At 68.4% G+C, this 12,026-nt stretch carries 13 protein-coding genes; 7 read left to right on the top strand and 6 right to left on the bottom strand.

Translation table 11 applies throughout. The features are described from left to right. The first annotated feature begins 116 nt into the window (after window positions 1-116). Window positions 117-1,550: an alpha-amylase family glycosyl hydrolase gene (locus ACW17W_RS10780; RefSeq protein ID WP_492076870.1), complete on the top strand. Its 1,434-nt coding sequence runs from the start codon at window positions 117-119 to the stop codon at window positions 1,548-1,550. Between the two features lie 85 nt (window positions 1,551-1,635). On the opposite strand, the gene ygfZ is transcribed toward ACW17W_RS10780, so the two are convergent. Continuing rightward, complete coding sequence (ygfZ, locus tag ACW17W_RS10775; RefSeq protein ID WP_492080311.1) at window positions 1,636-2,418, bottom strand: CAF17-like 4Fe-4S cluster assembly/insertion protein YgfZ; 783 nt, start codon at window positions 2,416-2,418, stop codon at window positions 1,636-1,638. Window positions 2,419-2,471: 53 nt separating this feature from the next. Then, window positions 2,472-3,017 carry a hypothetical protein gene (locus ACW17W_RS10770; RefSeq protein WP_492076869.1) on the bottom strand — a complete coding sequence of 182 codons (546 nt, stop codon included), beginning with the start codon at window positions 3,015-3,017 and terminating at the stop codon, window positions 2,472-2,474. A gap of 131 nt (window positions 3,018-3,148) precedes the next feature. On the opposite strand from ACW17W_RS10770, the gene ACW17W_RS10765 reads away from it, so the two are divergent. The 3 genes from ACW17W_RS10765 to ACW17W_RS10755 all read left to right on the top strand — a co-directional run bounded on the left by ACW17W_RS10765 (window position 3,149) and on the right by ACW17W_RS10755 (window position 6,303). Then, on the top strand, window positions 3,149-4,114 hold the full coding sequence (locus tag ACW17W_RS10765) for a glycosyltransferase family 9 protein (RefSeq protein WP_492076868.1): 966 nt from the start codon (window positions 3,149-3,151) through the stop codon (window positions 4,112-4,114). 78 nt (window positions 4,115-4,192) lie between these two features. Further along, the gene (locus ACW17W_RS10760) at window positions 4,193-5,527 is read left to right on the top strand and encodes a dihydroorotase (protein ID WP_492076867.1); all 1,335 of its coding nucleotides are present in this window, start codon (window positions 4,193-4,195) and stop codon (window positions 5,525-5,527) included. After that, window positions 5,524-6,303 (top strand): prephenate dehydrogenase/arogenate dehydrogenase family protein, encoded by a 780-nt coding sequence (locus tag ACW17W_RS10755; protein ID WP_492076866.1) that lies wholly within the window; start codon window positions 5,524-5,526, stop codon window positions 6,301-6,303. The genes ACW17W_RS10760 and ACW17W_RS10755 overlap by 4 nt, the downstream gene beginning before the upstream one ends. Here ACW17W_RS10755 and ACW17W_RS10750 read toward each other — a convergent pair. From ACW17W_RS10750 to ACW17W_RS10740, 3 genes are read right to left on the bottom strand one after another with little or no spacing between them, the layout of a single operon-like run. Continuing rightward, the gene (locus ACW17W_RS10750) at window positions 6,284-7,207 is read right to left on the bottom strand and encodes an alpha/beta hydrolase (RefSeq protein WP_492076865.1); all 924 of its coding nucleotides are present in this window, start codon (window positions 7,205-7,207) and stop codon (window positions 6,284-6,286) included. The two genes, ACW17W_RS10755 and ACW17W_RS10750, sit on opposite strands and share 20 nt — an antisense overlap. Window positions 7,208-7,244: 37 nt before the next feature. Further along, window positions 7,245-7,925, bottom strand: coding sequence for an SdpI family protein (locus tag ACW17W_RS10745; RefSeq protein ID WP_492076864.1), 681 nt, complete (start codon window positions 7,923-7,925; stop codon window positions 7,245-7,247). Continuing rightward, window positions 7,922-8,233 (bottom strand): metalloregulator ArsR/SmtB family transcription factor, encoded by a 312-nt coding sequence (locus ACW17W_RS10740; protein WP_492076863.1) that lies wholly within the window; start codon window positions 8,231-8,233, stop codon window positions 7,922-7,924. The genes ACW17W_RS10745 and ACW17W_RS10740 overlap by 4 nt, the downstream gene beginning before the upstream one ends. Before the next feature lie 143 nt (window positions 8,234-8,376). Here ACW17W_RS10740 and ACW17W_RS10735 point away from each other — a divergent pair, with 143 nt between their 5' ends. Further along, window positions 8,377-9,183 carry a helix-turn-helix domain-containing protein gene (locus tag ACW17W_RS10735; RefSeq protein WP_492076862.1) on the top strand — a complete coding sequence of 269 codons (807 nt, stop codon included), beginning with the start codon at window positions 8,377-8,379 and terminating at the stop codon, window positions 9,181-9,183. Window positions 9,184-9,251: 68 nt separating this feature from the next. Beyond that, window positions 9,252-10,367 carry a serine hydrolase domain-containing protein gene (locus tag ACW17W_RS10730; RefSeq protein ID WP_492076861.1) on the top strand — a complete coding sequence of 372 codons (1,116 nt, stop codon included), beginning with the start codon at window positions 9,252-9,254 and terminating at the stop codon, window positions 10,365-10,367. On the opposite strand, the gene erpA is transcribed toward ACW17W_RS10730, so the two are convergent. Next, window positions 10,364-10,711 carry an iron-sulfur cluster insertion protein ErpA gene (gene erpA / locus ACW17W_RS10725; RefSeq protein ID WP_492080310.1) on the bottom strand — a complete coding sequence of 116 codons (348 nt, stop codon included), beginning with the start codon at window positions 10,709-10,711 and terminating at the stop codon, window positions 10,364-10,366. The genes ACW17W_RS10730 and erpA overlap by 4 nt on opposite strands. 137 nt (window positions 10,712-10,848) lie before the next feature. Here erpA and ACW17W_RS10720 point away from each other — a divergent pair, with 137 nt between their 5' ends. Beyond that, window positions 10,849-12,024: a deoxyguanosinetriphosphate triphosphohydrolase gene (locus ACW17W_RS10720; RefSeq protein ID WP_492080309.1), complete on the top strand. Its 1,176-nt coding sequence runs from the start codon at window positions 10,849-10,851 to the stop codon at window positions 12,022-12,024. Window positions 12,025-12,026 lie beyond the last annotated feature (2 nt).

Here is a 12,026-nt window from a genome sequence, read left to right as displayed (position 1 = left end):
TTAGTCGGCTAGGCTGTGGGACAGTCGACAGCACCTTGACCGCAATCCCCGACCTTGACCGCAAATCCCGATCGGTCATCATTCAGCGCAAGAGAACGCCCCCGGAGGAGGCTCGTATGCGGTGGTATTTTCTGGTTTTGGCGGTGCTCTCGCTGGCCGCGCCTGCTTTCGCGCAGAGCGGCGGAATAAGGCCGGACCAGCGGATTTCTGATCAGACCGCAGCGGCGATCTATCAACCCCGACCGATGGTGAACCTGACCCATCCCGACTGGTCGCGGAATGCGGTAATCTATCAGCTGAACACCCGACAGTTCACGCCGGAGGGCACGTTCCGGGCGGCCCAGGCTCAGCTACCGCGCCTTAAGACCTTGGGAGTCGACGTCATCTGGCTGATGCCCATCCATCCGATTGGCGAAATCAATCGGAAGGGCACGTTGGGTAGCCCCTATTCGGTGAAGGACTATTTCGGGGTCAATCCCGAGTACGGTACGATGGACGACCTGAAGGCCTTCGTTGACGCCGCCCATGCCCAGGGGATGCATGTCATCCTCGACTGGGTCGCCAACCATACCGCCTGGGACAATCCTCTGACCCAGTCGCATCCCGAATGGTACGAGCGTGATCTGGAAGGCCATTTCCGTCCGACGCCCTGGTGGGACTGGTCCGACATCATCAACCTGAACTACGCCCATGCGGGCCTGCGCCAATACATGACAGAGGCGCTGATGTTCTGGGTGCGGGAAGCGGGGGTCGACGGCTATCGCGCCGACGTCGCGGGCTTCGTGCCGCTGGATTTCTGGGAGACGGCACGGCGGCAGCTTGAGACGATCAAGCCCGTCTTCCTGCTGGCCGAATGGGAGATGCGCGACATGCATTATGCAGCCTTCGACGCCACCTATGCCTGGAGCTGGAGCGAGGCGGCGACCAAGATCGCCGAGGGCCACGCCGACACCGCCGCCCTATTCACCTTCTATTCCTGGAACGAGAGCGCATATCCGCGCGAGGCCATGCGGCTGGTAGGCACCACCAACCATGACGCCAACGCCTGGGAAGGCACGGAGTACGAGCGGTACGGCCCGATGCGGGAGGCGGCGGCCGTCCTGTCGGTAGTCGGCGAAGGCATCCCGATGATCTACAACGGCCAAGAGGTCGGCAATACGCGTCGACTGAAGTTCTTCGAGAAGGACCCTATCATCTGGCCCGCCGACTATCGGTTGGATGAGCAGGGGCTGTTGTATCAGCGGCTGTTCCAACTCAAGCATTCCAACAAGGCCCTTGCCAACGGCCAGTGGGGCGGGCGGATGCATCAGGTCGTCAACACGGCACCGACCAAGGTGTTCAGCTTCTTCCGCGAGAAGGACGGAGACAAGGTCTTCGTGGCGATGAACCTGTCGGGCGAGTCTCAGACGGTGACCTTCTCCGGGGTTCACCACTTTGGTGTCTACAAGGATTTCACCGGCAATGAGGCTGTTACCGTGAACGCAACAACCCAAGTGGTGCTTTCCGCGTGGGGCTGGAGGGTTTTCGTTGCCTCGTCTAACGACCGCTAACCCCCAAAGCCGTCATTTATCAGGTCCGTTTGCTGGCCATCGGACCTGCCGCTGAGGCTCCCCGAAGGGGCCGAAAATGGAACCCCTATCCCTCTGACATCCACCCCGGTTTCCGCACTGTCGCCGCGCGTCCCTCGACCGTCAGCGGGCCGTCCGCACGGTCCAGTCGCATCAGGGCGATGCCGCCGCCGTCGCGGCCGGTCAGCATCTCGCCGGCGCGCAGCTCGCCGTTCAGCACCTCGGCGCCTTCGGGCGGGGGAGGGCCGTCGAAGGCGAGGGGCAGCATGCGCTTCTTGATCTCGCCGCGCCGCTTCATCCGGCTGGTCGTCTCCTGACCGACGAAACAGCCCTTGGAGAAGTCGATGCCGTTCAGCAGGTCGAAATTGGCGTCGATCGGATAGCGGACGTCATGACCGCCGTCGCGTGTGGGGTCGGGTACGCCCGTCGCCAGACGGTGGGCGTCCCAGGCGTCCTCGTCAGCATCCGCCACCCACTCTCCCAGGGCGCGACCGCCCAGCAGGGCCGTGCGGGGGTCGGGCATGAACCCCTCGGCCACGCCCGGCCAGCAGGCGAAGACGGGGCGGTCGTCGGGCACGATCTCGACCCTGGCCCGCAACCTGTACATCGACAGCCGCTGCATCAGGGCCTCGCGGCGGTTGGCGGCGACGTCCAGCACCACCGCCCCGGCCTCGCCCCACAGGAACAGGTCGAACAGCAGTCGTCCGGGCGCAGAGAGCAGGGCGCCGAACCGCAGGTCGCCGTCACCCAGCCCCTCGACATCCTGGGTCAGCAGATTGTGCAGGAAAGGCCGGGCGTCGGGGCCGGATATCCGGATAAGGGCGCGACTGTCGAGACGGGCGAGGACCATGACGCCCAGATAGGGCCTCGCCCCGCCGTCCGCCACCGCAAGCTGACCGGGCCTCAGGCCACGGCGTAATGTTCGGCGATCCCGTCCGGCTCAAAGTCATGGGCGTCGAGCTGGTCGAGCGCCGCGGTCAGCCGCGTCTGAAACAGCGCTGGATCGTCGGCCTCGACCGCCGGGCGAAGCCAGTCTGTGACGGCGGATCGGACGGGCAGGGCGCCGACCGGGCCGGGGACGCTGAGGCCGATCTCGAACCCCTCGGCGATCCAGTGGGAGATGGTGGTGAAGAAGCCCGGACTGTCCAGAAAGGCGGAACGCCGGATCACATAGAGGGTCATACGCCCCTGTTCGACGCCGTCAGGCCGCAGGATGACGCCGCTGAGATCCGGCCGCCAGTCGTCCGACACCTCGACCACCCGCCACAGGCAGAACCAGATGCGGCAGGTCTGCGGCCGGATCGCATGGACCGAACAGCCGGCGCCGTCGACGCAATAGGCGCACAGCCGACCCGTCGGCTTGGACAGTTCGGGCAGGCTGAGCGGAATGAAACGGCAGCATTCGACGCAACCGCCGCATTCCCGGTCTGGCAGGAGGGGAAGGCTCATGACGGCCTGTGTAGCCGACCGGAGGGCTGCGGCGTCAGACCGGATTGCCGTCGGACGCGATTTTCTGTTCGTGCGGGCTGAACGGCCAATCGAATCGAACCCGCGCCAGAATCCCTGTATGTGCAATACGGATGAACGGCCGCTTTTCAGTTCTTTACATTACCGAGGCCGAGGCCGGGGCGGCGGTGCTGTCCTCGGGCGTGCTCGGCTATCTGCTGCAACAGATGCCGGAGGCGCGGGTAACCGTCGTCGGCTCGCCCGCCAGCGCCCCCCTGTTCGCCGATATTCCGACCCTGACCCGGCTGATCGTGCTGGACAAGGACGGCCGGTTCGACTGGATCGCCCTGTGGAACCAGGTCCGGGCGACGCGCTGGGATCTGGTGGTCGACATGCGCGGCTCGACGCTGTCCGGCAAGCTGAGGCGTCGCAAGCGCGCGGTTCGCGGCGCGGACCGTCCGGGTCGTCACGCCGTCGAGGACGCCGCAGAGGTGTTGAAGCTCGACGAGGTCCCCCCGCCCTTCCTGCATATGTCGGAAGACACCCGGGCCGTCGCGGATGCCCTGGTCAAGCCGGACGGGCGACCGATCCTGGCGGTCGGGCCCGGGGCGGACTGGATGGGCAAGCGCTGGCCCGCGGACCGCTATTCGCGGGTCGCCGCCGCCTTGCTCAACGACCCCGACGGCCCGCTGGCGAATGGCCGGTTGCTGATCGTGGGCGAGGAGGCCGACCGCGACCTGGCCCACACCATCCGGCTGGCTGTCGCGCGCGACCGCGTCATCGAGGCGCATGGCAAACTGACCCGGCTGCAGACCGCCGCCGCCCTGCGTCATGCGACGCTTTATGTCGGCGGAGACGTGATCTGGACCCATCTGGCGGTGGCGGCGGGGGTTCCGTCGGTCGGGGTGTTCGGCCCGTCGGACGAGACCCGCGTCGGGCCGTGGCGGGGCGTCTCGGTGCGCGGCCCCCGCACGCTGGAGGAGTTCAGGGCGCTGGACCCGCGCCTGAACCAGGCCATCCAGCATATGCTGGACCTGCCCGCCGAGCGGGTGCTGAAGGCGGCGAGGAGGCTGCTGGCGGACCGGGCGAAGACCGGCTGATCCGGCGGCTTTGCGTCCGTCGGGCTTGACCCGGGGAGTGGACCGTTCACAACACGGCCGTCGCCGCAAGGAGCCGCCATGTCCACCCCCTATGACCTGATTGTTCGCGGCGGCGAGGTCGCCAATCACGCCGGGCGCGGCATGGCCGATGTCGGCGTGCGCGACGGCCGGATCGCCTTCATCGGCGACCTGTCGCAGGCCTCGGCCGGCGAGACGGTCGATGCGACCGGCCTGACCGTCCTGCCCGGGATCATCGACACCCAGGTGCATTTCCGCGAGCCGGGACTGGAGTGGAAGGAAGATCTGGAGACCGGCAGTCGCGCCGCGGCCCTCGGCGGGGTCACGGCCGTCTTCGAGATGCCGAACACCAATCCCAACACCACCGACGTCGCCACCATGGAGGACAAGCTGGCGCGGGCGCGGGACCGGATGTGGACCGACCACGCCTTCTATATCGGCGGCACCCACGGCAATGCGGCCTTCCTCGGCGAGCTGGAGCGGCTGCCGGGCGTCTGCGGGGTCAAGGTCTTCATGGGCGCCTCGACCGGCGACCTGCTGATCGCCGACGACGACGGGGTGAGGGAGGTGCTGAGGAATGTGCGCCGCCGCGCCACCTTCCACTCCGAGGACGAATACCGTCTGGCCGAACGCCGCGAACTGGCCGTGACCGGCGACTGGACCAGCCATCCGGTGGTGCGCGACGCCGAGAGCGCGATCATGAGCACCCGTCGTCTGGTGCGGCTGGCGCGCGAGACCGGCGCTCGCATCCATGTGCTGCATGTCTCGACGGCGGAGGAGATCCGGTTTCTGGCCGACCACAGGGATGTGGCGACGGTCGAGCTGACGCCCCAGCACCTGACCCTGGACGGGGACGAGGCCTATCCCCGGCTGGGCGCCTATGCCCAGATGAACCCGCCGATCCGCAACGCGCATCATATCGCCGGCCTGTGGACCGGGATCGAGCATGGGGTCGCCGACGTTCTGGGCTCGGACCATGCGCCCCATACGAAGGAGGAGAAGTCCCGGCCCTATCCGGCCTCGCCCTCGGGCATGCCGGGGGTGCAGACCCTGGCGCCCGTCATGCTGACCCATGTGGCCAACGGGAAGTTGTCGCTGGAGCGGTTCATCGACCTGACCTCGGCGGGCGCCCAGAGGGTGTTCGGCATCGCCGGCAAGGGGCGGATGGCCGAGGGCTATGACGCCGACCTGACCCTGGTGGACCTGAAGGCCAGACGCACCATCACCCACGACCAGCAGGCCAGCCGCTGCGGCTGGACCCCGTTCGACGGGTTCGAGGCCACGGGCTGGCCGATGGCGACGATCGTGCGCGGCCGGGTGGTGATGCGCGATGCCGAGCTGCTGGGCGCCGCCCACGGGCGGCCGGTGCGGTTCCAGGAGACGCTGGGGGCGTGACGGCGCGGGTTCAGCTCGGCCTGCCCCCCTTGGGCCTCATCGGCTATGGCGCCTTCGGTCGTCTGGCGGCGCGGCATCTGTCGCAATGGTTCGAGATCCTCGCCCATGATCCGGCCATGGCTCCGGGCGGGGAGGGGGACGCCCATGCGACCCTGACCGATCTGGCGACGGCCGCCGCCTGTCCGGTGGTGGTGCTGGCCGTGCCGGTCGGGGTGATCGAGGCGACGGTCGCGGACATCGCCCCGCATCTGACGCCGGGCGCCCTCGTCATCGACGTCGGCTCGGTCAAGGTACGGCCGGCCGAGGCCATGGCGCGGGGTCTGCCGCCCGGCGTCCGGATCGTGGGGACCCATCCGCTGTTCGGACCCCAGAGCGCGGCGGACGGGCTGGAGGGCCTGAGGATCGCCGTCTGTCCGGTCGGGGACGACCGCGCGGCCCGACGGGTGGCGGCCTTCTGTCGGTCGGCGCTGAAGCTGAAGGTCTTTGTCACCACGGCGGAGGACCACGACCGCGAGGCCGCGACGGTCCAGGGCCTGACCCATCTGATCGCGCGGGTGCTGATCGCCATGGAGCCTTTGCCCAGCCGGATGACCACCGCCAGTTTCGAGAAGCTGATGCAGGCGGTGGAGATGGTCCGCCACGACAGCCCGGCCGTCTATGACGCCATCGAACGCGACAATCCGTTTTCGGCCGGGGTGCGCGAGCGGTTCTTCGCCCTCGCAGACGAGGCGCGCCAGGGTCTTGGCGAACCGGGGCTCAGCGCGGGCGAAGGATAAAGCCCGACACGGCGGGGACGACGGCCGGGTCCAGCAGCAGGGCGGCGTTTCCATAGGTCGCCAGATTGCCGGCGCGGTCCGCCGGGGCCTGACGCAGGACATGGTTCACCCCCTCGAACACGACCTTCTCCGCACGCGGCTGTGCGGCCAGCAGGAGATCGCTGTTGGCGGCCGGGACCTGAAGGTCGTGCGAGCCGGTTCCGAGCAGGACCGGTCCGGGATACGCCGCGATCAGGGCGGCGGGGTCGAGGCTGAGATAGCTGATCAGATAGGGCTGGACCGAGGGGCGGAACAGGGCCTCCAGCCCCGGGATGTTCGCGGTCGTGCGGCCGGCCTCAAGATCGTCCAGGGCGGCCATGGCGGCGGGCTTCATCGCCTCGGGCAGGCCGGCCTCAAGCTGTTCGCGCACCTGGTCCGCGGCCTTACGGCCGACCGGGGACAGCAGGACCAGACCGCAGACCTGCGGATTGTCGACCGCCGCCCTCTGGGCGATCAGGGCGCCCTCGGAATGGCCGATCAGCCAGGCGCAGGGCCGGCCGGTGCGGGTCACGGCCTCGGCGGCCCAGCTGCGGGCGTCGGCGACCAGATCGTCGAACCGCAGCTTCGATTCGTCGAACCCGGCGGCGGCGCTGGCGGCGATGCCCCGCTTGTCATAGCGGACGGTGGCGATCCCGTCGGCCGCCAGCCCCTCGGCCAGCTGACGCAGGACCCCGCCGCGCACGCCCAGAGGGCTGTCGCCGTTGCGGTCGGTCGGGCCGGAGCCGGCGATGATCACGGCGGCGGCGCGGGCTGGTCCTTCCGGCGACAGCAGGGTTCCGTGCAGGGGCGCGGGTTGTGAGGGCAGGGCGATGTCGGTCGAGGTTGGGGCCAGCAGCAGAGCGCCGGCGAGCAGGAGGTTCAGCATGAGGGTTTCCGTGGACGGAAGGGCTGGAAGGGCGGGATCAGAAGGGCTGGCGGTCGGGGTCGCTGCGCCAGACGCGCCAGCTCTCGAACACCGACCAGAGGGCGGAGCCGACGATCAGCACGACCATGGCGGTGCTGCCGGCCGGCTGCGGCGCGACCGGCGCCGACAGGATCAGGGCCAGGCCCAGCCAGAAGAACAGCCGGCCGCCGAGGCGATTCGACCGGTCCCACGCCAGCCGGCTCTTGTAGCTCCAGGGCGTGCGCACGCCGATCAGGGGATTGGGACCGACCCGGCCGAGACCTGCCCCGACAGCGACCAGGATCAGGCCGGTCAGGGCCATGGTCCAACCGATCGAGGGCGGCGCGGCGCCGACCGTGGCGCCGAGGCTGGCCCAGCCGATGATGGCGCTGACCCCGCCGATGGACAGCAGGGACACGGCCTGACCGGCGCGCAGTCCACGTCTGCGGGCCGGATCTTCGGAGGCGCCCGCGTACCAGCCCATCATCCCTGCGGTGATGGCGGCCATCAGGGCCATGAAGCCGAACAGCAGAGCGAGTTCGCGCCGGTCGCCCCATCGGTCGACCTCGCCCGAGGCGTTGAAGTGCATGGGGTAGGGGACGTCGGGAGCCTGTATCAGGACCCACAGGGCCACGGCGCCGATCACGACCGTCGTCAGCACGGTGGCGGCATCGAGAAGGGTGAAGCGGCGGTCGGTCATTCCGGTGTCTCCGTGGTTTTCAACGCGGCCGGGGCCGGCGTGGTCTCCAGTCCAGCCCCGGTCAGCTCCATCAGAAAAGCCAGCGCCTCCTCCACGGCGGAAATCTCCAGCCGGTAGCGGATGGTCTGGCCGTCCCGCTCGGGGCTGACCAGATGGGCCTCCTTCAGCGCGTTCAGATGGCCGGTGATGGTCGGCCAGCTCATGTCGAAAGCGGCGGCGATGTCCCCGGACGCCATCGGCCCCCTGCGCAGCATCTCGATGATGCGACGCCGGACCGGGTGCGACAGGGCCTTGAACAGGGTGTTCATAGGCAGGACCCTAATTAGGTAGATAACTAAATGCAAGGCGCCGACCGCGATGGGCCGACGACGCGGCGCCTGGGGCCATCGCCGTGCCCTGTATTACCGAATATTGAGGTGTCCGATGATCGGGGAGCCGATAGGTTCGGCCGATGACTTCCACGACCTTGGCGGCGGGCGAATTTTTCGGTTCTCGTTTCCGGAGCGTGTCTTCGTCGGGCTACCGGATCGATCTGCGCGTCGCGACCCTGCCCCCCGAAGAGGTTCAAAGCCATTCCCACCATGACGCCCACTTCGTTCTGGCGCTCGATGGCGGGTATCACAGCCTGGCCTATGATGCGGGTACGCCTTGCGGCTCTGCCTTTGGCCCGGGCGCCCTGATCTGGAACCCTGCCGGCGTGGAACATAGGGACTGTTTCGATGAGGCGGGCGGCCGGTTCCTCTCCGTCAGCTTCACGCCGCCGCCGGACGCCCGCCGTGGCGATCCCTTGCGCCTTTTCGGCCCTGCTGAAGCCGTGGCGCGACGGCTTGTGGGCGCCACGGCCAGCTTCAGGCCGGGCGACGAAATGACGGTCGAGGGGCTCGCGCTCGATCTCGCCGCGAGCGTGTATGGGGCTTGCGAGTTGCGGGAGGATCCTGCGCCGGAGTGGGTCCGGCTGGCTCATGAAGTAATCGGCGACCTGTCGTCGAGACAGGGGCTGGAGGTCACCGCCGTCGCCGAACTGGTGGGCGCTCACGCCGTATCCCTGGCCCGGCGCTACCGCCGTCATTTCGGGCGATCGCCTGCGGCCGCCATTCGTCAGGCCCGCGTGGACCGCGCCGTGGGGCTGGTGGGGCGGGGCGGGGATCTTGCGACCGTCGCCGCCAGCGTCGGCTACGCCGATCAAAGCCATATGACGCGGGAGTTCATGGCCTTCTATGGTCTGCCGCCCGCACGATACCGCGCGATTTTCAGATGAGCGGTTTCAGCTGTTCAAGACCGGACGAGGCGCCGATGGCACGGTGCGCTGTCTGATAGAGGATCACCATGCGCCATTTGATTATCGCCATCGCCGCGATCGCTTTCGCCGCCACCGGGGCAAGGGCCCAGCCTCAGTGGACGCCCGCCCCCCCGGAAAGCCAGGGCGTGTCCGTGGAAGGCCTTTCGGCGCTCGATGCCGCCGTGCGCGCCGGGACCTATCAGAAGATCACCAGCGTCCTGATCGCGCGGCACGGCCGGCTGGTGCACGAAACCTATTTCGACGACGGCGGCGCCGAGGTTCGCCGCAATACCCGCTCCGTCACCAAGACCGTGACGGGCATGCTCGTCGGGGCTGCGATCGCGGAAGGTGATATCGCCAGCGCCCAGGCGCCGGTCCTGCCGTTCATCGCCGCCTATGGCCCGTTCGAAAATCCGGACCCGCGCAAGGCGGCCATCACGGTCGAGGACCTGCTGACCATGAGTTCGCTGCTGGAATGCGACGACGACAATTCGTTCTCCCGTGGCAACGAGGAGAGGATGTACCTGATCGAAAACTGGGTCGATTTCGCCTTCAGCCTGCCGATCCGGGGCTTCCCGGCCTGGGTTCCCAAGCCCGCAGACCAGCCCTACGGCCGGGCCTTCAGCTACTGCACGGCGGGGGTGACGACTCTCGGCGCCGTGGTCCAGTCGGCCGTCGGCGAGCCGCTACAGGACTTTGCGCAGCGGGCCTTGTTCGATCCCCTGGGCATCGAGAAACCGGAATGGCAGACGTCTCCGACCGGTCTGGCGCAGGGCGGCGGCGGGCTGGGTCTCCGCAGCCGGGACCTGCTCGCCCTGGGTCAGCTCCTGCTGAACCGCGGCCAGTGGCAGGGCCGGCAGGTGTTGCCTGAAGCCTGGGCGGAGGCGATGACCCGACCCCACGCCAACGTGGACCCGCAGCGAGGCGACTACGGCTACCTCATCTGGCTGCCGGCCTACAGGGTCGGCGGCGAGGAGCATGCCGCCTGGGCCATGGCCGGGACGGGGGGCAACAAGGTCGTCATTGTGCCGGATCTCGACGTGGTCGTGGTGGTGACCACGGAGAACTTTGGCGTCCGCAATCCTCATGCCCTCGCCGACGCCCTGATCGCTGATCACGCCCTGGCGGCCATCGCGGCCGACGGACCCGCGCGCCGTCCCTAGATCGAGAAGCTGACGCCACAGCCGCAGCTGGTGGCGGCGTTGGGGTTGCGGATGACGAACTGGGCCCCGGCCAGTTCGTCGACGAAGGCGATCTCGGACCCCTTGAGGAAGGGGACGGAGACCGGGTCGATCAGCGCCGTCTGGCCGTCGGTCTCGATGTGCAGGTCGTCGGCCTCGGCCGTCTCGACCAGATCGAGCTGGTACTGGAAGCCCGAGCAGCCGCCGCCCTCGACGGCGACGCGCAGCATCAACACCTTGCCCTCGGCCCTGGACAGGGCGGCCAGCCGTTTCGCCGCGCTGGCGTCCAGCACGATGCCCTCGGGCGCGCGCCGGCTGCTGGCGATCTGGAAGGCGGGGGCGGATTGGACGGTGCTCACAGGGGCCTATATGAGGCTGCACAGGCGGATCGCAAAGGCCCGCTGGAAGATGAAAGCGTCACTTGGATCAGCCGTCGCCGTTTCACCCCGCTTTTCCGGCGGGCATCCGGGCCCCGTTCGCCGAGCGGCCGGAGACCTCGCGCGGGCGGTTCTTCCCCGAACCGGCCAGCCGGACACGCAGCGCCTTCGCCCGTGACCGCGACCGGATCATCCATGCCACAGCCTTTCGCCGGTTGAAGGGCAAGACCCAGGTGTTTGTGGCCCATGAGGGCGATCACTACCGCACCCGCCTGACCCACAGTCTGGAGGTGGCCCAGATCGCCAGGTCCCTGGCCCACGCCCTGGGGCTGGATCCGGACCTGGCCGAGGCCATCGCCCTGGCTCACGACCTGGGCCATCCGCCGTTCGGCCATGCTGGCGAGGACGAGCTGCAGGCCCGGATGGCGGCCTGGGGCGGGTTCGACCACAATGTCCAGACCTTCCGCGTCGTGACGAAGCTGGAGGCCCGCTATCCGGCCTTTGACGGACTGAACCTGTCGTGGGAAACGGTCGAGGGGGTGGTCAAGCACAACGGCCCGGTGGATCACCGGCTGGACGAGCCGGCCTGGCAGGCGATCGCGGACTATGCCTCGGGCCGCCCTGACTGGGATCTGGAGCTGGGCGGCTTCGCCTCGCTGGAGGCCCAGGTCGCGGCCATCGCGGACGACATCGCCTATAACAACCACGATGTGGACGACGGGGTCCAGTCAGGCCTGCTGGATCTGAACGAACTCGACAACGTGCCCCTGATCGGACCGGTGCTGGCGGGCGTCCGAAGGGACTGGCCGCATCTGGACGCCCGGATGACCCGGCTGGAGGCCGTTCGGCGCATGATCGGGGTCATGGTCGATGATGTTCTGGCCGAGACCGAACGCCGGCTGGCGTCCGACGGCATCGGTTCGGTCGCCGATGTTCGTGGGGCGAAACGGGCGATGGTGGCCTTTTCCCCCGCCATGCTGGCCGATCTCGGCGGGCTGCGACGGTTTCTGTTCGAGCGGATGTACCGCCACTATCGCGTGAACCGCACGCGGAGTCAGGCGCGGCGCATCCTGGCCGAGATGTTCGACCTGTTCGTCGCGGAGCCGGACGTCCTGCCGCCGGAATGGGCGGCGCGCGCCCGGACTGACGATCCCGTTCGGCGCGGCCGGGCGGTGTGCGACTATATCGCCGGCATGACCGACCGGTTCGCCATCGAGGAGCATCGGCGGCTGTTCAACCTCGATTTCGCCCTCGATCTGTGATT

Source organism: Brevundimonas sp. FV1ye29L (genome assembly GCF_058681095.1).
The sequence above is the reverse complement of the archived record's forward strand: the minus strand, read 5'-3'. Positions and strand labels throughout refer to the sequence as shown.